General features: G+C 48.2%; 24 protein-coding genes. 8 read left to right on the top strand and 16 right to left on the bottom strand.

Annotated features, from left to right (window positions below; genetic code table 11):
- Positions 1 to 7 precede the first annotated feature (7 nt).
- Both KDM87_RS10850 and purB read right to left on the bottom strand, forming a co-directional pair.
- Positions 8 to 544 carry a cytochrome b gene (locus KDM87_RS10850; RefSeq protein ID WP_212679075.1) on the bottom strand — a complete coding sequence of 179 codons (537 nt, stop codon included), beginning with the start codon at positions 542 to 544 and terminating at the stop codon, positions 8 to 10.
- 246 nt (positions 545 to 790) lie between these two features.
- A complete protein-coding gene (purB, locus tag KDM87_RS10845; protein WP_212679074.1) occupies positions 791 to 2,158 on the bottom strand; it encodes an adenylosuccinate lyase in 1,368 nt (455 codons plus the stop codon).
- A gap of 266 nt (positions 2,159 to 2,424) precedes the next feature.
- On the opposite strand from purB, the gene KDM87_RS10840 reads away from it, so the two are divergent.
- Positions 2,425 to 3,033 carry a glutathione S-transferase N-terminal domain-containing protein gene (locus KDM87_RS10840; RefSeq protein WP_212679073.1) on the top strand — a complete coding sequence of 203 codons (609 nt, stop codon included), beginning with the start codon at positions 2,425 to 2,427 and terminating at the stop codon, positions 3,031 to 3,033.
- A 53-nt stretch (positions 3,034 to 3,086) separates the two neighbouring features.
- Here the strand turns inward: KDM87_RS10840 and bfr are convergent, their stop codons facing one another.
- The 6 genes from bfr to asd form a co-directional block, all read right to left on the bottom strand.
- Positions 3,087 to 3,563, bottom strand: coding sequence for a bacterioferritin (gene bfr / locus KDM87_RS10835; RefSeq protein ID WP_186897165.1), 477 nt, complete (start codon positions 3,561 to 3,563; stop codon positions 3,087 to 3,089).
- 93 nt (positions 3,564 to 3,656) lie between these two features.
- Entirely contained in the window at positions 3,657 to 4,343 is a 687-nt protein-coding gene (locus KDM87_RS10830) for an energy transducer TonB (protein ID WP_212679072.1), read from the bottom strand.
- On the bottom strand, positions 4,340 to 4,579 hold the full coding sequence (locus KDM87_RS10825; protein ID WP_186882911.1) for a (2Fe-2S)-binding protein: 240 nt from the start codon (positions 4,577 to 4,579) through the stop codon (positions 4,340 to 4,342). Before KDM87_RS10825 ends, KDM87_RS10830 begins: the two co-directional genes overlap by 4 nt.
- A gap of 42 nt (positions 4,580 to 4,621) precedes the next feature.
- Entirely contained in the window at positions 4,622 to 4,936 is a 315-nt protein-coding gene (locus KDM87_RS10820; protein ID WP_329604922.1) for a hypothetical protein, read from the bottom strand.
- 77 nt (positions 4,937 to 5,013) lie between these two features.
- Positions 5,014 to 5,214 carry a hemin uptake protein HemP gene (hemP, locus tag KDM87_RS10815; RefSeq protein WP_230407708.1) on the bottom strand — a complete coding sequence of 67 codons (201 nt, stop codon included), beginning with the start codon at positions 5,212 to 5,214 and terminating at the stop codon, positions 5,014 to 5,016.
- A gap of 174 nt (positions 5,215 to 5,388) precedes the next feature.
- Entirely contained in the window at positions 5,389 to 6,240 is an 852-nt protein-coding gene (gene asd, locus KDM87_RS10810) for an archaetidylserine decarboxylase (RefSeq protein WP_212679071.1), read from the bottom strand.
- Between the two features lie 391 nt (positions 6,241 to 6,631).
- Between asd and ahpC the strand changes: the two genes are divergently transcribed.
- Both ahpC and ahpF read left to right on the top strand, forming a co-directional pair.
- Positions 6,632 to 7,195, top strand: a complete 564-nt coding sequence (gene ahpC, locus KDM87_RS10805; RefSeq protein ID WP_186882913.1) for an alkyl hydroperoxide reductase subunit C — start codon at positions 6,632 to 6,634, stop codon at positions 7,193 to 7,195.
- 77 nt (positions 7,196 to 7,272) lie between these two features.
- Entirely contained in the window at positions 7,273 to 8,820 is a 1,548-nt protein-coding gene (gene ahpF / locus KDM87_RS10800) for an alkyl hydroperoxide reductase subunit F (RefSeq protein WP_212679070.1), read from the top strand.
- Between the two features lie 92 nt (positions 8,821 to 8,912).
- On the opposite strand, the gene KDM87_RS10795 is transcribed toward ahpF, so the two are convergent.
- From KDM87_RS10795 to KDM87_RS10785, 3 genes are all read right to left on the bottom strand, one after another.
- Entirely contained in the window at positions 8,913 to 9,854 is a 942-nt protein-coding gene (locus tag KDM87_RS10795; RefSeq protein WP_186882915.1) for a MurR/RpiR family transcriptional regulator, read from the bottom strand.
- 191 nt (positions 9,855 to 10,045) lie between these two features.
- Positions 10,046 to 11,149, bottom strand: coding sequence for a tRNA 2-thiouridine(34) synthase MnmA (mnmA, locus tag KDM87_RS10790; RefSeq protein WP_212679069.1), 1,104 nt, complete (start codon positions 11,147 to 11,149; stop codon positions 10,046 to 10,048).
- Positions 11,146 to 11,616 carry an NUDIX hydrolase gene (locus tag KDM87_RS10785; protein ID WP_212679068.1) on the bottom strand — a complete coding sequence of 157 codons (471 nt, stop codon included), beginning with the start codon at positions 11,614 to 11,616 and terminating at the stop codon, positions 11,146 to 11,148. Before KDM87_RS10785 ends, mnmA begins: the two co-directional genes overlap by 4 nt.
- Positions 11,617 to 12,100: 484 nt before the next feature.
- On the opposite strand from KDM87_RS10785, the gene KDM87_RS10780 reads away from it, so the two are divergent.
- From KDM87_RS10780 to KDM87_RS10765, 4 genes are all read left to right on the top strand, one after another.
- A complete protein-coding gene (locus tag KDM87_RS10780) occupies positions 12,101 to 13,216 on the top strand; it encodes a Re/Si-specific NAD(P)(+) transhydrogenase subunit alpha (RefSeq protein WP_212679067.1) in 1,116 nt (371 codons plus the stop codon).
- A gap of 47 nt (positions 13,217 to 13,263) precedes the next feature.
- Entirely contained in the window at positions 13,264 to 13,626 is a 363-nt protein-coding gene (gene panD / locus KDM87_RS10775; protein ID WP_186882919.1) for an aspartate 1-decarboxylase, read from the top strand.
- 116 nt (positions 13,627 to 13,742) lie between these two features.
- A complete protein-coding gene (locus KDM87_RS10770) occupies positions 13,743 to 14,069 on the top strand; it encodes an NAD(P) transhydrogenase subunit alpha part 2 (RefSeq protein WP_212679066.1) in 327 nt (108 codons plus the stop codon).
- Entirely contained in the window at positions 14,069 to 15,514 is a 1,446-nt protein-coding gene (locus tag KDM87_RS10765; RefSeq protein WP_212679065.1) for an NAD(P)(+) transhydrogenase (Re/Si-specific) subunit beta, read from the top strand. The genes KDM87_RS10770 and KDM87_RS10765 overlap by 1 nt, the downstream gene beginning before the upstream one ends.
- A gap of 104 nt (positions 15,515 to 15,618) precedes the next feature.
- Here the strand turns inward: KDM87_RS10765 and rocF are convergent, their stop codons facing one another.
- Positions 15,619 to 16,530 (bottom strand): arginase, encoded by a 912-nt coding sequence (rocF, locus tag KDM87_RS10760; RefSeq protein WP_212679064.1) that lies wholly within the window; start codon positions 16,528 to 16,530, stop codon positions 15,619 to 15,621.
- A gap of 35 nt (positions 16,531 to 16,565) precedes the next feature.
- On the bottom strand, positions 16,566 to 17,657 hold the full coding sequence (locus KDM87_RS10755; protein WP_212679063.1) for an ornithine cyclodeaminase: 1,092 nt from the start codon (positions 17,655 to 17,657) through the stop codon (positions 16,566 to 16,568).
- A gap of 298 nt (positions 17,658 to 17,955) precedes the next feature.
- On the opposite strand from KDM87_RS10755, the gene KDM87_RS10750 reads away from it, so the two are divergent.
- Positions 17,956 to 18,411, top strand: a complete 456-nt coding sequence (locus KDM87_RS10750) for an Lrp/AsnC family transcriptional regulator (protein WP_212679062.1) — start codon at positions 17,956 to 17,958, stop codon at positions 18,409 to 18,411.
- Positions 18,412 to 18,603: 192 nt separating this feature from the next.
- Here the strand turns inward: KDM87_RS10750 and KDM87_RS10745 are convergent, their stop codons facing one another.
- The 3 genes from KDM87_RS10745 to KDM87_RS10735 all read right to left on the bottom strand — a co-directional run bounded on the left by KDM87_RS10745 (position 18,604) and on the right by KDM87_RS10735 (position 21,482).
- Entirely contained in the window at positions 18,604 to 18,816 is a 213-nt protein-coding gene (locus KDM87_RS10745) for a hypothetical protein (protein ID WP_186882930.1), read from the bottom strand.
- Positions 18,817 to 18,935: 119 nt separating this feature from the next.
- Positions 18,936 to 20,126 carry an FAD-dependent monooxygenase gene (locus KDM87_RS10740; RefSeq protein WP_212679061.1) on the bottom strand — a complete coding sequence of 397 codons (1,191 nt, stop codon included), beginning with the start codon at positions 20,124 to 20,126 and terminating at the stop codon, positions 18,936 to 18,938.
- 3 nt (positions 20,127 to 20,129) lie between these two features.
- A complete protein-coding gene (locus KDM87_RS10735) occupies positions 20,130 to 21,482 on the bottom strand; it encodes an aminopeptidase P N-terminal domain-containing protein (RefSeq protein ID WP_212679060.1) in 1,353 nt (450 codons plus the stop codon).
- Positions 21,483 to 21,485 lie beyond the last annotated feature (3 nt).

Below are 21,485 nucleotides of genomic sequence, written 5' to 3'. Positions count from 1 at the left end.
TAAGAAATTATTTGCCTGGCATCATGCGACGCAGCAGACCGTCTTTATCAATGAATTGATGTTTGAGTGCGGCAGCGATATGCATGAGCACTAAAGCCGCCATGCCGTAAGTCAGTATTTCATGCAACTCTTTCAGGCTGTGTTTGATTTCCGGATTAGGCGCGATGACACTCGGTAATTCAAACAAGCCCAGATAAACGACAGGATAGCCTGCAGCACAAGTGTAAAAATAGCCCGACAATGGCACTGCAAACATTAATACATACAACAGCAGATGCGTATAGCTGGCGGCTTTTTGCTGCCACACGCTCATGTGTGCCGGATAGTCTGGCGCTTGACTTAGCAAGCGGTTCAGCAAGCGCACCGCAACTAAGGCCAATACCGTGACACCTATCCATTTATGGTAAGAGTAGTATTGCAATTTGGTCGGACTGATTTTCATATCCGTCATCACCCAGCCCAATGAAAAAGCAGCAATGATCAGCAAAGCGATCAGCCAGTGCAATGCCACTGAAACTGCGGAGTAACGCTCGTTGTTTGCCATCGGGAATTCCTTTTAAAATTGAAAATTAGTTCGCATTAGGACTAATATAGCAAAAAAAACGAAAGTGTGCAGAGTCGCCTCAAAAACAGGATAGCGCAATATTTGAATTCTTACCTGTTATGAAGCGATACAGAAATCGCTAATGCAAATTCCGGTGGGCATATTGATGCGCCGAGAAAAGAAAAAACTGGCGTATCAGCTTTGCACTGATACGCCAGTTTTTGTCGGAATGCAGAAACTAATTGCTTAGATGGCTTTTGCTAATTTTGCTGCGATACCGATATAGTTCGCCGGTGTCATCGCCAGCAGCAAGTCTTTAGCATCCTGAGGAATAGCCAGTGTCAGCACGAATTCACGTAGCGCTTCTTTAGAAATTCCTTTGCCGCGTGTCAGTTCTTTGAGCTGTTCGTATGGGTTTTCTATGCCATAACGGCGCATCACGGTTTGCACAGGTTCTGCCAGAACTTCCCATGTCGCATCGAGATCGGCTGCCAGGCGTTCAGGATTGGTTTCGAGCTTATTCAGACCGCGCAGGCAGCTGTCGTAGGCCAGCAAGGTGTAACCAAAGGCCACGCCGATATTGCGCAGCACAGTGGAGTCAGTCAGATCACGCTGCCAGCGGGACACCGGCAATTTTTCTGACAGATGGCGCAGCAGCGCATTTGCCAGACCAAGATTACCTTCCGAATTTTCAAAATCGATAGGGTTCACTTTGTGCGGCATCGTAGATGAACCAATTTCACCGGCTTTGGTTTTTTGTTTGAAATAACCGACAGAAATGTAACCCCAGATATCGCGGTTCAGATCCAGCAAAATGGTATTGGCACGCGCGAAAGCGTCAAACATTTCAGCCATGTAATCATGCGGTTCAATTTGAATCGTGTACGGGTTGTAAGTCAGACCCAGACGTTGTTCGATCACGTTTTTAGAAAAATTTTCCCAGTCATAGGCAGGGTACGCAGATAAGTGCGCGTTGTAGTTGCCGACTGCGCCATTCATTTTTCCGAGAATTTCAACTTGTTCAATACGTTTGATTGCACGCTGCAAACGAGCCACGACATTCGCTATTTCTTTGCCGAGTGTGGTCGGGCTGGCAGGTTGTCCATGTGTGCGCGATAACATCGGCACATCTGCATTTGTGTGCGCCAGTTCTGTCAGGCGCGCAATCACTTTTTGCAGTGACGGCACCATGACACCGTCACGTGCGGTTTTCAGCATCATGCCGTGCGATGTGTTGTTGATGTCTTCGGACGTGCAGGCAAAATGTATGAATTCACTTGCCGCAACCAGTTCTGCCGATCCTGCTACTTTTTCTTTCAGCCAGTATTCGACTGCTTTCACGTCGTGATTTGTGACGGCTTCAATGTCTTTGATGCGTTGCGCGTCGGTTTCTGAAAATTCAGCGACCAGCTTGTTGAGTAAGGACTTGGCATCGACAGAGAAAGGTTTAATTTCATCGAAGCCTGCTTCTGCTAAAGCCTGCAGCCATGAGACTTCAACTTTGACACGGTGATGCATAAAGCCAGCTTCGGACAGGGTCGTGCGCAGGGCATCAACTTTAGTGGCATAGCGGCCATCAAGAGGGGAGAGGGCTGAGAGCGAAGAGAGGGACATGATGGAAATATATTTGGAGGTCAATAGAAAATGCTTACGCAAAAAACAACGATTTTACAAATTATGTGAAATTTCCGGTGGGTAATGAAACCTGAGATAAATTGCAGACTATCGAAGATTTTTGCACTGAATACGAGATTTTACCATTGTGAGGTAGCTTGCAACCGGGTATCGCTTCCTTGTATCAAGCCAGATCGCTTGTCGGTGCAGGTGGAAATAATGTGCTTAACCGTTATAATCCCGACTTAATTAACCTTGCAAAAACTATGAAACTCATTGGCTCCAACACCAGTCCTTACGTAAGAAAAGTCCGCGTTGTGATGGCGGAAAAAAAATTGGATTACGCCTTTTTACTAGAAAATGTGTGGGCCGAAGATACGACGATTCAGGAGTCTAATCCGTTAGGCAAAGTTCCCTGTCTGTTAATGGAAGATGGCGGTGCGATGTTTGACTCACGCGTCATTGTTGAATATCTGGATACCTTGACGCCGGTTGGTCGCTTGATTCCCTCACTCGGGCGTGAGCGGGCTGAAGTGAAATGTTGGGAAGCTTTGGCGGATGGCGTTCTGGATGCCGCAATTCTGGTGCGCCTAGAGAAAACATTGCGTCCACAAGAACAACAAAGTGAAGACTGGATCCATCGTCAGATGGGGAAAGTGAATGTTGGTTTAAAAGCGATTTCTCTGGGCTTGGGCGACATGCCTTTTTGTTCTGGCAGTCGTTTAACTTTAGCGGACATCAGCGTTGCCTGTCTGCTGGGCTGGCTCAGTTTCCGTTTCCCGGAAATTTCATGGCGCGATGATTATCCTAACCTCGCGAAATTGTTTGATAAATTATCGGAACGCCAGTCTTTTAAAGACACGGTGCCGCAGTAATCTTAAAACGAAAGACAAAAAAAGGATGATGTGGTGAGCATCATCCTTTTTGTTTATTCTTCGCTGCTGAGTTGCGACTGCAGGTAATTCTGAACGCCAATTTTTTCAATTAATTCTATTTGCGTTTCCAGCCAGTCTATATGTTCTTCCGTGTCTTCCAGGATCATTTGAAATAAGTCACGAGAAACATAATCAGCACAACTTTCTGATACTGCGATACCTTCTTTCACGGTCTTTTGCGCAGCTTGCTCAAGCTTCAGATCGCACGCCAGCATCTCTGGTGTATCTTCGCCTATCATCAGCTTATGCAGCGCCTGCAGATTCGGTAAGCCGCCAAGCATGAGTATGCGATCGATCAGCTTATCGGCATGTTTCATTTCGCCAATCGACTCTTCGTATTCTTTCTTCGCAATTTTTTCCAGTCCCCAGTGTTTGTACATGCGCGCATGTAAAAAATACTGGTTAATCGCGCTTAATTCATTGGTCAGTTGTGCATTGAGCAGCTTGATGACTTTCGCATCGCCTTTCATCATGAATCCTTTCGACAGTGGTGAAGAGTGAAGTGCTCCTATCATAGCAACTTACTGCGCAATCGAAATAAAAAAATTGATTGTGAAATCTGGTTATACGTCCAGAGAAAAATTAATGGTCGCAGTGGCAATCATCGCCAGTGCTTTTCCATCTTCGAGGTAGGGCTTGAAGATGGCTTGCATTAATGCATGACGCGCTGCTTCGTCCAGGCGTTGGAAGCCGGATGATTTCTGAATATCGACTTTTTCAGCATATCCTTTTTCATTGACCAATACGCGTAAGGTTACTTTGCCTTCTTCACCCATGCGTCTGGATACGCGCGGATACTCTGCTTTTGGGGCTCGTATATATTCAACCGCACTGACAGTCTTGATGGCAGTTGGGGAAGGTGTTCCGCTAGGTGTCTGTGTCGCGACCTCCGCTTTTGCGCTGACAACCGGGGCTTCAGTTGCCGCTGCAACGATCGCTTGTTCATTCGGGACGTTATTCGGAGTGACGATAGGCGTTTTAGGTGGCGTTATTTCTGTCGAGACCGGAGTGAGCGTTTTTTTGCTCTGAACAATTTGCGGTTTGGTTTGTTCCGGTACAGGCGTTTCCGGCTGTATCAGGGTCATGACCACTTCGCGCGGCAGCAATTGAGTCACTTTAGAAATCAGGCCATGTTGTAGCGCGTAGGCCAGACCCAGATGCGCAAGGACGATGGCCGAAAATGACAAAATGCGTGAGCGGCTCAGTGTTTTTTCTTCATTGCCATACGTCGGGTAGAAGTGTGTATTCATGCTGGTATCTCGTTATTCTGAAAGCCCAGTTTATGTAAAAATAACTGCACTTCATGTTCTCTCGATTCTTTCTTGGCGATGCACTCGCGCAGCACCTGTCGCGCGCAGCCCGCACATTTGCCGCAGCAAGTACCTACGTTCAGATGGGCACGTAAATCAGACATGGTACTCATACCGGTATCGACCGCGTGATGAATCTTTTTTTCAGAGACATTGTTGCAAACACAAACAATCATAGCTCCCTCGCTCTTTTCTTTACTTTAATAACTACACGCTTTTCACATCAGCCAGGAAAAGCGTTTTGGCTTTCTTGGCTGACATAAATTGCGATCAACTAATATCGCCCATTGTTCCGATAATTGCTGGCAGGTTGCCCGTAACACTGGTGCTAATTCAGGTAATTCAGACAAGGCCTGCAGATGTTTTTCAATCACGGATGCCAACTTGACGCAGGCAGCCTCGCCTTCTGCGTTGACTGAGTTCACGGTGTAATGCGACATCAGATGCAGGACTGCGGAAACCAATATTTCCGGCGTCGACGCTTTTGATGGTGGTGTTGATAACTCAGAATGCATTTCATAGTGAATCGACATAGTGTTTTCCTCAGTGAGAAACCGGATCGGATTGGCTGAACCCTGATTGGCTGGCTACCTGTGAAATCAGTGACGGCTTAGGCTGTCAGAATCAATTTATTTAACTGTGTGATCCGCAGGCGATAAATGCGTCCTTCGTGATCAATTTCGAGTTCTCGGGAAGACTGCATCAGCTCCCTGCTGCTTAAGCGAGGTACCGCTTTGCGTGCGACAGGCTGAAGTTGCGCCTTTGCCGACGTGTCTGAGACGAACATCTGTTGCGTATTAAATTCAGCCATTTTGCTTTCCTATAAATCTAAGTGAGAACAATTCTTATTTAGATTATTATGCAAATAAATGAGATTGGCAAGAATTTTTTAGTATGCAGATGTCTCTGAATGTAATTGCTTGCGTTCGCGCAATAAAAAAGCCTGCAATCGAATTGCAGGCTTAGTCTGGTGAGTGAGGGGGGATCAGCCTTGCGGACGATTTCCCATGGATTCTCCCATGCGCACGGGCTTTGCTGCAGTCCATGAGGAATTAAATGCCAGCGTGTTATGAGGGAAAAGTAATACCACCGTTGAGCCCAGCATGAAGCGCCCCATTTCTTCCCCTTTTTTGAGGACGATGTTGTCTTTGCTGTAGTCCCATTCGACGATATTTTTATTGCGTGGTGGATTCACAATGCCGTGCCAGACGGTGGCCATGCTACCGACAATCGTCGCTCCGACGAGGGTTAATACAAATGGTCCCGCAGCAGAGTCAAAAAAACAGACTACGCGCTCATTTCGCGCAAATAAGCCTGGAACGCCGCGGGCAGTTGTTGGATTAACGGAGAATAAATCACCCGGCACATAAATCATGCGGGTCAGCTTTCCGTCGCAAGGCATGTGTATGCGGTGATAGTCGCGCGGGCTCAGATAGATGGTCGCGAAACTTCCATCGTGAAACTGAGCGGCAGCCTTGCTATCGCCACCGAGCAATGCCGTTGCTGAATAATCATGCCCTTTTGCCTGAAAAATCTGTCCTTTGGCGATTGGCCCGAATTGACTGATTGCACCATCGACAGGACAAACCAAATCGCTGGCAGCCAATGGTCTGATGCCGCTCTTCAGTGGACGCGTAAAGAATTCGTTAAAGCTGGTGTAACTGGCGGTATCCGGATTGGCAGCCTCACTCATGTCGACCTGATATTTGTCCACAAACCACTCGATCAGGTGGGTGGTCAGCTTACCTGCTTTGGCATTCGCAATTTTTCCGGCAAATACGGTCAGAGCCCGTTTAGGTAAAAGGTATTGAGGAAGAACGGCAAGTCGGTCTGACACGATAGAGATTCCTTGTGATGAGGTGGTCGGGAATTATAACGTTGCACAATAAGAAATCGAATGCTTTGTCGATTCAAGGTAACAATTATTATTTCGCCAGCACGACGTTGATCATCGTCCCTTATCGCGCTATGTTGTTGAGTGTGGTGCTGATGTATGGGAGGCGGATCTGTCTTTGGGTAGATGCTGATGCGATCAGAATAAATCGTTTTGATTGTATGGCCTGCTTATATCGTGCATGACATATCGATTTAAGAATAGTGAGGTATACTATCGATGATAGCTAAAATTAATGAGTTCAATAAAATTAATTAGCTATTTAAATGTGAAAAAACGTTTTATCATTTGAACTCATCACTTAACACCTGTTTTAACAACAAAGGAAATTACCATGTCACTGATCAATACTACTGTAAAGCCATTTAAAACTACCGCTTACCACAATGGCAAATTTGTTCCGGTTTCCAGCGAAGATCTGGCTGGCAAATGGTCTGTTTTTGTATTTTATCCAGCAGACTTCACTTTTGTTTGCCCAACTGAGTTAGGCGATCTGGCTGATCATTACGAAGAATTCAAAAAACTGGGCGTTGAAATCTACAGCGTTTCTACAGATACACATTTCACCCACAAAGCTTGGCACGACACTTCTGACACTATCGGCAAAATCACTTACCCAATGCTGGGTGACCCAACATTGGCGATTTCCCGTAACTTTGAAGTGCTGATCGAAGAAGAAGGTCTGGCATTGCGCGGTACATTCGTCGTGAACCCAGCCGGCGAAATCAAAGTCATGGAAGTGCACGACAACGGTATTGGCCGTGACGCGAAAGAATTGCTGCGTAAAGTTCAGGCTGCACAATACGTTGCAAATCACCCAGGTGAAGTTTGCCCTGCGAAATGGACACCAGGCGCAGAAACACTGACTCCATCCCTGGATCTGGTTGGCAAGATCTAAGCAGTATTTAGCATTTCGCATCTTCCCGGTGATTTATTCCGGGAAGATGAATTCAACGGTATCAGAAAGAAGGCATCATGTTAGACACGACTCTCAAAACGCAATTAAAAGCCTACCTCGAAAAACTGACGCGCCCAATTCAGTTGCTGGCCTCGCTTGATGACAGCGAGAAGGCAAAAGAAATGCAAGTCTTGCTGCGTGAAATTGCTGAGTTGTCTGACAAAATCAGCCTGTCTGAAAATACTGATGATCACGAGCGCAAGCCCTCATTTGCGATTACCTCGCCGGGGCATGACATCAATTTGCGTTTCGCCGGTATTCCGATGGGACACGAGTTCACATCTCTGGTGCTTGCTTTACTGCAGGCTGGTGGTCACCCACCTAAAGTTGACGCAGATGTGATTGAGCAGATCAAAAACCTTGATGGTGACTTTCACTTCGAAACCTACATTTCTCTGACTTGCCAGAATTGTCCGGAAGTTGTGCAGTCGCTGAATCTGATGGCGGTATTGAATCCTCGAGTGCAATCGGTCACGATCGATGGCGCTTTATTTCAGACTGAAGTTGAACAACGCCAGATTATGGCGGTGCCGACGGTCTACCTGAACGGTGAAGTTTTTGGTCAGGGACGTATGTCCATTGAAGAAATTCTGGCGAAACTCGATACCGGGTCAGTGCAACGCGCTGCTGAAAAACTGGATGCCAAAGCACCTTATGACGTACTGATCGTCGGTGGTGGTCCTGCGGGTGCGGCAGCGGCGATCTATGCGGCTCGCAAAGGAATCCGTACTGGTGTCGTTGCGGAACGGTTTGGTGGTCAGGTTCTCGACACGATGTCGATTGAGAATTTTATTTCGGTTACCGAGACTGAAGGACCAAAGTTTGCGGCAGCACTGGAACAGCACGTGAAGACTTACGATGTCGACATTATGAATTTGCAGCGGGCTGAAAAGCTCACGCAAAAAGACGGCGTCAATGAAATTCAGTTGGCCAGTGGTGCAACGCTGAAAGCCAAAGCGGTGATTTTAGCGACCGGTGCACGTTGGCGTGAAATTAACGTTCCGGGCGAACGTGAATACCGTAATCATGGCGTTGCTTACTGCCCGCATTGCGATGGTCCTTTATTTAAAGGAAAACGTGTCGCTGTCATCGGTGGCGGAAATTCCGGAGTTGAAGCGGCGATTGACCTGGCAGGCATCGTCAGTCACGTTACCTTGCTGGAATTTGGCGCAGAGCTACGTGCCGATGAAGTATTGCAGCGTAAATTGCGTAGTCTGGCCAATGTAACGGTGATTACTCAGGCGCAAACCACAGAAGTACATGGTGATGGAACGAAGGTGAATGCGCTGAGCTACAAAGATCTTGTCAGTGGTGAGTTAAAGAATGTTGAGCTCGAAGGTATTTTTGTTCAGATTGGTCTGGTACCAAATACTGAATGGCTAAAAGGCAGCCTGACATTATCCCGTCATGGCGAAATTGAAATCGATGCGCGTGGACAAACTTCTCTGGCTGGCGTTTTTGCCGCGGGCGATGTGACCACGGTACCATACAAGCAAATTGTGATTGCTGTGGGCGAAGGCGCTAAGGCTTCACTGGCTGCATTTGACTACATTATCCGATCCTGATTTTTTGCTGTATTTCCATCTGTAAAAAAACCTCAAAGCAAAATCTACTTTGAGGTTTTTTTTATGATGTCTCCAAAAGACAGAAACCTTATTTAGGCTGGCCGGTCGGCGTCGATCACGGTCAGATCTGGCGACGATTTACGCACGCCAGTATTTGACTCTTGGTATAGCCAAGGCATCACAAACTTAGTCATTTCTGATGCGGCATGTACCGGTGCTTTTGCCTGATGTGCGACGGCGCTGCAAATCGCTTCTATCAGACAAAGCGCGGCACCTTCAGAGTTTGGTGAAAAATGGCGTCGGGTCTGCGCATACAGAGTGATATTTGCCAGTGCAGCCAGCGGTGAGCTGGGCGCATCAGTGAGTGCCAGTACTGGTACTTTTTTCTCATTCAGTTGCCGCAAAATGGTCACAGCATCTTCTGCGTAACGTGGAAAAGAAATGCCGATCACCAGATCACGCGAAGTGTATTTGAATAATTGTCGCGCTACCGTAGAAGGGCCACCGGTGCCAATCGTCGATTGCACGGTATTGCAAAATGGATCAAGACTGTGTGCCATCAGCCCCGCCAGAAAGGCGCTGGCACCGTAACCAATGATGTAAATGCGTTCGGCATTTAAAATCATTTTGACTGCCTGATTACACAATGCCGGATCGAGACCGCGACGAGTGGCTTCCAGATTGGCCAGATCTTCGTTGAGAGAACCTGCAATAATTTCGGTGCTGGTTGCCGGGCGTTGGACTTCGCTACGCAGGTTGTCAATCGGGGCGAGCATCGCCTCAAAGCCGCATACAAGTTCAGCACGGAATTGTGGATATCCGTCAAACCCCAGTGCACGCGCAAACCGGTTGGCTGTTGCAACGGAAATGCCAACCGCATTCGCAAGCTCGTCGATTGACATCGTTGCCGACCGGAAGACATTCGACAGTACATAATCCGCAGCTTTTTTATGTGCTTTAGACAGGCTCATATAGACCTTGCCTATCCGCGCATTGACGGTGCCGCCCAGGACTTGCGTATCAGGATGATTCATGATTTGCTGGCGTTTCCAGTGTGAGAAAAATGTAAATGTAATTTCATTAAATTGAATTGTAAAGCGACAAAACGTATCAAATAATTGTGATTATTCAATTTAATGAGGAATATCTTAAATAAAATTTAGATTAATCCTGCCGGAACCTGCCATTTATTGTTTTTCATCGCAAATTTTAAGTTCAGTAAAATTCATTTTTCTGCGCTTGCAGAATGAATAATGCCTCCGCCGAGACAGATATCACCATCATACAAAACGGCAGATTGCCCCGGCGTAACTGCCCATTGTGCCTGATCGAAATGTAGGTGGAATTGCTCAGTATCTCCGGAAAAATTGCAACTGACGTCGGGTTGGCGATAGCGTGTTTTTGCTGATAACTGGCCGACTTCAGGAGCGCGGCCTGCGACCCAGCTTACCTGTGTTGCATCGAGTGCAGAAGACAGCAGCCAGGGATGATCGTGACCTTGTACTGCATACAGCGTATTTTCTGCCACATCTTTTCTTGCGACATACCACGCATCGCTGCTGCCATCGGCGTTCTGATGAGACTTAATGCCGCCTATGCCTATGCCTTTGCGTTGTCCTAGGGTATAAAAACTCAAACCGACGTGTTGTCCTATGGTTTCACCTTCAGGAGTTTTAATCGCTCCTGGTTTATAAGACAGATAACGGTTCAGAAATTCACGGAAAGGACGTTCGCCGATAAAGCAAATCCCGGTCGAGTCTTTCTTTTTCGCATTGGGTAATTGCAATTGCTCGGCAATTTTCCGGACTTCAGTTTTATGAATTTCACCTAAAGGAAATAAAGTATTGGCGAGCTGTTTTTGATTTAATCTGTGCAAAAAATAGCTTTGATCTTTGCTGGCGTCCAGCGCTTTTAATAACTGAAATTCGCCATTGACCTCGCGCACACGTGCATAGTGGCCAGTTGCGATGTAGTCGGCTCCCAATTTCATTGCATGGTCCAGAAATGCTTTAAATTTGATTTCAGCGTTACACAGCACATCCGGATTAGGCGTGCGTCCAGCCTGATATTCGCGTAAAAATTCGGCAAAGACACGGTCTTTATATTCACTCGCAAAATTGACTGCTTCTATATCGACGCCAACGACATCGGCGACGCTGACCGCGTCTATCCAGTCTTCGCGGGTGGAGCAATATTCTGAGTCATCGTCATCTTCCCAGTTTTTCATAAAGAGGCCGATGACTTCATAACCTTGTTCTTTTAATAGCCATGCGGATACAGACGAATCAACGCCACCAGACATACCTATCACTACTCGTTTTTTGCTCATAAGACGCTCGGGTGTGTAAACAAGAGGGATAGCGGAGCACGTTTCCCTCGTAAATAATCATCGATACATTGCAAAACCAGCGGGCTGCGATGGATATGTTCTGCATTCAGTATTTCGTTGTAACTCATCCACATGGATCGCAGAATGCCGGTATCCAGGGCTCGATCATGTTGCTGACCGACGTCTCCCGTGAATGCAAAACGTAAATAAGTGACGTCTTCTCCGGTTTTAGGAGAGATGTAGCGTGACAGATAAGTGCCGATCAGCGCTGTGGGTGTGAAGTCGTGCGCTGTTTCTTCCAGCGTTTCCCGTATCACCGCTTGTTCAAGTGATTCGTTCGGGTCCAGGTGGCCGGCAGGCTGGTTAATGCGAATGCCTTCGTTTGTTTCTTCTTCCACCATTAAAAAGCGTTTGTTACGTTCAATGATGGCGGCGACTGTGACGGATGGTTTCCAGATAGTTGACATAGCTTTTCTCAATAAGTCCGACATTTTACTTTGCCACGGGCGTTTGTGTCGTCTGTCGATATACTTGCTGGTTGTCCGACGCATCTTTAGCGGACTATTTTTTATGATCCGCAGCTCTTACGGGATAAAACAGGGGAAATTGGCGGCGTTTGTCTTGCATAACATATTTGTGGTGAAAGGGAAAATAGTAGAAAGCCACAAAAACGAACGGTTGTTCTAAAAAACATTTTGCGTGTAATATCGTTGCCTATTATTAAATGTAAGAATCTGGTAAGCATTGTTGATTTTTGCATCAGATACTTGCGGCTGTGTTGCTGCTGTTGTCAGATTGAATCCGGTACCTGTCATCACAGGATTCTACTGGTCGGATCAGATCGGTATGTATGTTCTGAACGGACCGAAGCGAGATACGGCAAGCATGTAATCGCTTACATGTTTGCGATAAGCATAAAAGATTTTATTTACTTAGTCAGGGAGCAAATCTATGAAAATCGGCATCCCCGCCGAGACTCGGCCCGGAGAGACGCGTGTTGCGGCAACTCCGGAAACCATTAAGAAGTACGTAGCTGCAAAACATCAGGTGATTGTGCAGTCTGGTGCTGGCGTGGCCTCGAGTATCACTGATGAAGCTTATCAAGCAGCAGGAGCTCAAATTGGTTCTGCTGCCGACGCATTTGGCGCTGAACTGGTGCTGAAAGTGCGTGCCCCCAATGCTGACGAACGGACTTTGATCAAGTCCGGTACAACGTTAGTGGGCATGCTGAATCCTTTCGATACTGAAAATATTGCAGTGATGGCCGCACACGGTCTGAATGCATTCGCTCTGGAAGCTGCACCGCGCATTACCCGTGCGCAGTCACTCGACGTGCTGTCTTCTCAGGCAAACATTGCTGGTTATAAAGCAGTGATGTTGGCCGCAAATACTTATCAGCGCTTTATGCCTATGCTGATGACCGCCGCTGGAACAGTGAAAGCGGCGCGCGTTTTAATCATGGGCGTCGGTGTCGCTGGTTTGCAGGCAATTGCAACGGCGAAGCGTCTGGGCGCCGTCATTGAGGCATCCGACGTCAGACCGCCCGTTAAAGAGCAGGTCGAATCGCTCGGTGCAAAATTCATTGATGTACCGTACGAGACAGATGAAGAGCGGGAAATTGCCAAGGGTGTTGGTGGTTATGCGCGCCCTATGCCTGCAGCGTGGATGGCGCGTCAGGCGGCATTGGTTCATGAACGAGCCAAGCAGGCAGACATCATCATTACGACCGCGCTGATCCCGGGACGGAAAGCACCGGTGTTGATTTCGGAAGAAACTGTCAAAGCGATGAAACCAGGATCGGTCATCGTCGACATGGCGGTGGAGCAGGGCGGCAATTGTCCTTTGTCTGAATTGAACAAAACGGTCACTAAATATGGTGTGCACATTATCGGCGAACCTAATCTGGCGACTCTGGTTGCGGCAGATGCGTCGGCCTTGTATGCACGCAACGTGTTGGATTTTCTGAAGTTAATTATCGACAAAGATGCCGGATTGGCGATTAATCGTGAAGATGAAATCGTTGCAGCAACTCTGGTTTGTGCGGGCGATGAGGTATTGAAGAAATAAAATAGATTTTAAGTTTTTTGTAACAAGCAATAGAAAGTAGAAATACCATGCAAAGAAATATGCTCCGCGCCAAAATTCATCGCGCATCTGTGACCCAGTGCGATCTCCACTACGAAGGTTCATGTGGAATTGATGAAGATCTGCTCGACGCCGCGAATATCATCGAGAACGAACAGATTGAGCTGTATAACGTCAACAATGGTGAGCGCTTTTCCACCTATGCCATCAAAGGTAAACGTGGAAGTGGCGAAATCTCCCTGAACGGCGCTGCAGCCCGCAAGGTGCAACTAGGTGATTTGATGATTATCTGCACATACGCGCCGATGACAGAAGAGGAAGCGCGTCATCACAAACCGAATGTGGTATTTGTGAACGCAAAAAACCAGATCACCAGTTTGAAAGAGTATTGAGGCAATATTGGCGAGGCAGCATCGGGACTGAATCTTTAAAATTTTCAGACGGATTGCTCCTCGCGACAGTATCGTCTGCTTTTGCATGTCTTAATCCATACTACAGAGAGGACATCATGGAAGTAAGTCATACCCTAACCAACCTCATCATTTTTGTACTGGCAATTTATGTCGGTTATCACGTGGTGTGGACGGTTACTCCCGCATTGCACACGCCATTAATGGCCGTGACTAATGCGATTTCTGCCATCATCATTGTTGGTGCCATGCTGGCCGCAGGACTGACCGAAGGTTTGCTGGCACAGGTGATGGGAACCGTTGCGGTGGCGCTGGCTGCTGTGAACGTGTTCGGCGGATTTCTGGTCACCCAGAGAATGTTGGAAATGTTTAAGAAAAAAGAGCCGAAAATAACGCAGAATAACGCTGGCAAGGAGAGCAAATAATGAGCATGAATCTGGTCACGATGCTCTATCTGATTGCATCTGTTTGTTTTATTCAAGCGTTAAAAGGTTTGTCGCATCCATCGACGGCTCGACGTGGCAACGCTTTCGGCATGATGGGAATGGCCGTCGCTGTTGCGACGACTATCGCCTTGATCGTTAAGCTGAAAACCGAAGCAGCAGGCGGCGGCTTAGGCTATGGTTTGGTCGCACTGGGAGTGATTGTCGGTGGCGGCATTGGTGCAACATTGGCTAAACGGGTCGAAATGACCAAGATGCCGGAACTTGTTGCCGCCATGCATTCACTGATTGGTTTAGCTGCAGTATGTATTGCTGTGGCTGTCGTTGCCGAACCATGGATTTTCAATATCACGACGCGCGAAGTTGCGATTCCTTTCGGTAATCGTCTTGAATTATTTATCGGGACGTTTGTTGGTGCGATCACCTTCTCAGGCTCAGTGATTGCGTTTGGCAAATTGTCGGGTAAATATAAGTTTCGCTTGTTTCAGGGCGCACCTGTCAGTTTTACAGGGCAACACTTTCTGAATTTGATCCTGGCGATCACGATGGTCGGGCTTGGTCTGATCTTCTGTTTTGCTCCTGGTACAGAACCGGCGTGGATACCGTTTGTGTTGATGGCGCTGATCGCCTTTGTATTGGGCGTGCTGATCATCATTCCTATCGGTGGTGCAGACATGCCGGTCGTGGTTTCCATGCTGAATAGCTATTCAGGCTGGGCTGCTGCTGGTATTGGTTTTTCTCTCAATAACTCGATGCTGATTATCGCCGGTTCATTAGTTGGATCGTCAGGTGCGATTCTTTCTTACATCATGTGTAAGGCTATGAACCGCTCGTTCTTTAATGTGATTCTTGGCGGTTTTGGTGGGGCTCCAGCGGAGGCCGCTGCTGGCGGGCAGGCACAGCGAAATGTGAAGTCAGGTTCTGCCGATGACGTTGCATTTTTGCTCGGTAATGCGGAAACAGTCATTATCGTTCCTGGCTACGGCCTTGCCGTGGCACGCGCGCAGCATGCTTTGAAAGAGCTGACAGAGAAACTGACGCACAAAGGTATTACGGTGAAATATGCGATTCATCCGGTCGCTGGCCGTATGCCTGGACACATGAATGTCTTGTTGGCAGAAGCGGAAGTACCGTACGATCAGGTATTTGAGATGGAAGATATCAATAGCGAATTTGGTCAGGCAGACGTTGTGCTGGTACTCGGTGCTAACGACGTCGTCAATCCTGCAGCAAAAGATCCGAAATCACCGATTGCTGGGATGCCGATTCTTGAGGCCTACAAAGCAAAAACCATCATCGTGAATAAGCGTTCGATGGCGTCCGGCTATGCAGGTCTGGATAACGAATTGTTCTATATGGATAAGACCATGATGGTATTCGGTGACGCTAAAAAGGTCATCGAAGATATGGTGAAGGCCGTAGAGTAGGCGCAGCAGTTGATGAATGAAAAATCCCCGCTAAATAGCGGGGATTTTTATTTTGACGTTGATGCCTTCGGATGAGCGATCACAGAGGGACGAAATTAAGTCCCTTACATTCTCACCAATGTAGACTTACCAAACAAACTCTCGATCAGATCGACTGCGAGAATTGCGGTCTGGTTGCGAATGTCCAGTGCCGGATTTAATTCCACCAGATCCAGTGAAGCCAACAAACCGGTATCGGCAATCATTTCCATACACAGTTGTGCTTCACGGTATGTCGGGCCTCCCAATACCGCAGTGCCAACACCGGGAGCGATGCCTGGGTCGAGACAATCCATATCAAAACTAACATGTAGATGCGTGTCAGCATCGAGGTCGGCCAGCGCTGAGCTCATCACATTGCGCATGCCATATTCGTCAATGTAGCGCATGTCGAATACCTGCATTCCCATGTCATGAATAAACTTTTTTTCACCGGCATCAACACTACGAATGCCGATCAGGCGGATATCTGCGGGATGTATTGCGGGAGTATGTCCGGCATAACTGATAAGCTCCTGTGGACCATGTCCCATCAGGCACGCAACGGGCATTCCATGAATGTTACCGGTCGGGCTGATTGTTGATAAGTTACTGTCTGCATGCGCATCAAACCACAATACACGCAGCTTCTTTCCTATGCGGCGGCAATGTGCCGCAACCGCGCTGATCGAGCCGATGGCGAGGCAATGATCGCCACCCAGCATCATTGGAAGATGACCTTGTATCAACGCCTGATTCACCGCATCGTAGACTGCCTGATTCCAGTCGATTGCTTCTTTCAGGTGGCGTAAGCCATTGACTGGTTGTTGCCACGGATTCGCTGGGCCGTGTAGATTGCCGTGATCAATAACATGAAACTGGCGGGCGGCAAGCGCTTCGTTGAGCCCTGCAACTCTCAGTGCGTCCGGCCCCATGCCAGCACCTCTGACGCTCGCACCAACATCCGTTGGCGCGCCGATTAAAGAAATAGTCTTCATTCTTTTTAAATTATGTGGGTGAGATGGGCGCAAGTTTAAGCCGGAGTGGGTATTTCAGGAAGACTATCGTATTCTTTTTCACTGCTGCGCAGGTTGGTATTGCAATCTTCTGTACTGCTTACACCCAGGCCGAACAGATCTTTAGGATTGCGCATCACAGGCAGCAGATCAAGTTCGGTCGAAGATTGCGGCATCACATATTGCTCCAGATAACGCATTGCAGAGAAATCTTCCAGCGCAAAACCGACAGAATCAAAGATCGTGATATTTTCCACGCTTTGGCGATAGGCTTTGCCTGAGCGCAGGATAGTCCACAATTCAGTCACCTGGAAGTCTGCCGGCATTTGCTGCAATTCCCCTTCAATGCGTGATTGCGGTTCGTATTCGACAACGACGTTGGCCCGTCGCAGAATCTCTGCATGCAGTTCCGTTTTTCCTGGACAGTCGCCACCGACGGCGTTGATATGCACACCCGCTTCTATCATGTCCGGCGTCAGAATTGTCGCATTGGTTTTATCTGCCGTGACCGTCGTGATCACATCTGCACCTTTGACTGCAGCAGCGACAGAGTCGGCGCGAATGACGCGTATTTCAGGATAAGCGCGTAAATTACGCATCAGCTTATCGCTGGCCTTCTGATCAATATCGTAAATTCGTAATTCCTTAATTCCCAACATCGTATAGAACGCAATGGCCTGAAATTCACTCTGCGCACCATTGCCTATCAATGCCATGCTGCGACAGTTTTTACGTGCCAGATATTTAGCAGCCATTGCCGAGGTGGCTGCGGTACGTATTGCCGTTGTTAGTGTTAACTCTGATAACAGACGTGGATAACCTGTGGTGACGTCGGCCAACACACCAAATGCAGTGACTGTCAGTAAGCCCGTTTCCGTGTTTTTGGGATGACCATTCACGTACTTAAATGAATAGTTGCTGCCGTCAGAAATCGGCATCAGTTCTATGACGCCGACATCCGAATGATGTGCAACCCTTGCCGATTTATCGAAGCGTTCCCAGCGCAGATAGTCTTCCTCGATCATTGCCGCCATGCGGGTAATGGCTCTCTCCAGTCCGACTTCACGCAGATGTCGTTGCATGTCTTGTGTACCAATGAATGCGACCATGATGTTCTCCTTAATAGATTTGGTGAGCAGAAACATCGTCACTGAGGTGATTTGCTGGCGCGCAGTTACTCCAGAAGCTGCTGCGAAATTTTCTGAATTTCGCAAAAGCCTCACGCATCTGTGTGCGTTGTTGAATGACGTGTTCTATGGAAGATTGTAGTCAGTCACGCCAATAATTAGATTGCTAAATTTAATGATTTATTTATTAAAAAAGAAATTTAATTTCATTTATTTATAATTAGTATGTTTAAATTTCTAAAATAAGATTTTTAATAAAATATACCGATAAGAGGTTGAGATGGATAATTATGACCGCAGCATTTTGCGTTGCTTGCAAGAAGATGGGCGTATGAGTAATTTGCATCTGGCTGAGCAGATACATTTGTCGGCGCCGCAAACCTTACGCCGGGTCAGAACGCTGGAAGAAAAGAAAGTGATACGCGGCTACGTTGCACAAGTTACACCTGAGGCCGTTGGTCTCGGCGTCATGGCGTTTGTAAACCTGTCGCTGGATCGCGAGCAGTTTCGTAATGTAAGGGAGGTTGAGCGACAACTGATGGCATTTCCCGACATCATTGAATGTCACACTATTTCAGGCGACTTCGATTACATCCTGAAGGTTGTCGCCAAAGACCTCAAAAGTTTGTCGCAGTTTTTGACGGATACGCTGATGCAGGTATCTGGTGTAGCTTCTCTGCGTTCGATGATTTGTATGGAGGAAATTAAACCGGTCAGCGGTTTACCGATAGATTAATTATCATGATGTATGATTTTCTCTGCAAAACCTTGTCAGACCTTATCCGCATTGCCTCGTGGTAGTCGCTGCGGCTTTGCTGACAAAATCCGTCATGCGTATACCGCCAGAAATACGCTGTGATGTTAAGCCTGTATTAATTCTGTTACGCGGAAGGACAATACGCCCTTCCGGATGAGATACCGATCTGGATCAGCGTGCGAACGAAAAACGCAGTGCAAATTTTCTGAAATGGCGATAGCTGGCACCCAGTTTTTGCAGAGAATCGAGCGATTCAGAAAGGGATTCGCCGTCTTTTGCAAAGCTGACGCGGAAATCTTCGTAGGCGGCTTCCAGTACAGTGGCGAGCTGGTGGTTGTATAAACGGCTGTAATTCAGTGCGCGTCTTTTTGTGCGTAATTTCATGGTGTTTCCTTCATGTTGGTAATACAGGGGCGGATTATAGCTTGTTTAAAAAATGCACTGCCTTAAAATCCGGCAAGGCAATCCATGCGAATATCAGAGATGATCAGCACGAATTCACCTTATTCGCGCCAGCCGTACATCATTTGCTCTGCCAGTACATCGCGCGCGGGTTTGAACATATCGACGACACTCAGACCCAAACCCAGTAGTGATTGTGTCAATGAGCCATCTGGCGTACTGGCAAAAATGCGGGCCAGCGTATCGGTCAGGCGAATGGTGATGTTGCGATCGGCTTGCCTTTGCCGGATGAATTGTTCCAATGCGGCCGCTGGATGATCTAGTTGATGTGCATGGCGGCTCAGGCAACGTGCCAGCACGAACGTATCCCGTAATCCCAGGTTCAAGCCCTGCCCAGCTACCGGATGCAAAGTCTGGGCTGCGTTGCCTATGCTGACGGTGCGGGCTGTTGCGTGTGCCTGTGCATTCAGGCCGAGTGGGTAAGATACCCGTTCTGATACCTGTTGCAGTTGCCCGATGCGATTGCCGAATGCCTGTTGTAAGGCTTGTTTAAAGTGCAGATCATCGGCGGCAGATAATTGTTCGGCCACAGCCGGACGCACACACCAGACCAGCGCATAACCATCTTCTTGCGGTAATAAGGCGAGCGGCCCTTGTTCGGTAAAGCGCTCAAACGCCCGGTGCAGCACGGGCTGATCGCTGGTGACATGGGCGATAATCGCGATTTGCTGATAATCGTGGCGGTGCGTGCGTGCAGACTGATCGGAAAACGTACCGCCTTCCGCTTGCACAACGACATTCGCGCTCATGCTGCTGTTTTCGCCAGTGACAGGATGTTGCAGATTCAGGCGTACATGGTCATCTGCCTCGTCCAGACCGCGAACCAGTAACGGGCGGAAAATCCGGATACCGGTGCGTGCGATTTCCGTTTGCATCGGTGCGATGATGTCGCCGTAACGTGCAACATAGCCTAAGGCTGGCACCGCATAATCATTGGCTTTGATCAGACTGCGGCCGAAATGTCCGCGTCGCGAGACATGAATCTCATTGATCTGCGTTGCTTTGACAGGCCAACTGCCTGCCATCGCTAAAATTTGCTGACTGCCGGCGGATAGTGCGATAGTGCGTGCATCCTGTTCTGCTTCAGCGCTTGTTTTACCATCAAATAAGGCGATCCTGTCCGCTGCTATACCCTGTTTATGCAACAGTAAAGCGAGTGCCTGCCCAGCAGGGCCAGCACCGCAAATGGCGATGTCGACATCATTGATAATGGCTGGAGTCGTTGATTTCATAATCTATTTGGATCGCATTTCTGCTTCAATTTCTTTCACCGTTTTTGGTGTATCCCGGCTCAGGTTGCGATGTCCGTCAGCGGTAATCAGGATGTCGTCTTCGATGCGAATGCCGATATTCCAGAATTTCTCCGGCACATCGGGTGCTGGCTGCACGTAGATGCCAGGCTCTATCGTGATCACCATCCCGGCCTGCAACTGACGATAAGGTTTTTCATCGCCGCTATATTCATTTTCTCTGTAATTGCCGACGTCATGCACATCCAGACCCAGCCAGTGTCCCGTGCCATGCATATAAAAACGCCGGTAAGCCTGACTTGCTAATGCGTCGTCAAGATTGCTGACACTATTTTTATTCAACAAACCGGTATCCAGCATCCCCTGCGTTAACACGCGCAAGGCGGCGTGATGCCCATCCATATACCGGCTGCCCGGCTGCGCGCAGTCCAGTGCCGCTTGCTGAGCTGCCAACACGATGTTATACAAGGTCTTTTGTGCAGGACTGAAGCGGCCATTGGCTGGAAATGTGCGCGTGATATCGGAAGCGTAACTGTTGAATTCGCAGCCCGCATCGATCAGGATCAAATCTCCGTCTTTAATCTGCGCCCGGTTGCTCTGATAATGAAGGATGCAAGCATTGGCTCCGGCAGCAACGATAGAGCCATAAGCAGGTGCTTGCGCACCCTGACGCAGAAACTCATGCAGTAATTCGGCTTCGAGTTCATATTCAAACTGACCCGGACGGGCGCTGCGCATTGCTCGCGTATGTGCAGCAGCAGAGATGCTGGCGGCGCGCTGCATCAGTGTGATTTCTGTCTCGTCTTTGATCAGTCGCATTTCATCCAGCAAGACCCTTACATCCAGTGTTCGTGCCGGAGCCTGAATCCCTGTGCGGCTTCTGGCACGTATTGCCTGCAGCCATTGGTGTACCTGCGTGTCCAGATGCGGTTCTGCGGCCGTGCTGTAAAACAAGGTGTGCGCATCGGCCAGAAAATCCGGCATTGCAGTGTCGATATTGTCGATGGCATCAGCGAGATCAAAACTGAATGCAGTTTTAGCTGCTTCCGGCCCGAAACGGAAACCATCCCAGATTTCACGTTCGGGATTTTTCTCACGGCAAAACAATATCGATTTTTCTTCATTTGCATTGGCAACTAACACCAATACTGCTTCAGGCTCATCAAAACCGGACAGATAATAAAAATAACTGTCGTGCCGGAATGGAAACGGATTATCGTTGTTACGCAGATATTCCTGTGCGGTTGGAATGATGGCGACACCGCCGCCATGCGCTCGCATTAACGCCATCAAACGCTGGCGGCGGAGCTGGAAATGGGCATGACTGTGTTTTTGCATTGC

Source organism: Cognatundibacterium rivi (assembly GCF_018139565.1).
Taxonomy (GTDB): Bacteria; Pseudomonadota; Gammaproteobacteria; order Burkholderiales; family Burkholderiaceae_D; genus Undibacterium; species Undibacterium rivi.
The sequence above is the reverse complement of the archived record's forward strand: the minus strand, read 5'-3'. Positions and strand labels throughout refer to the sequence as shown.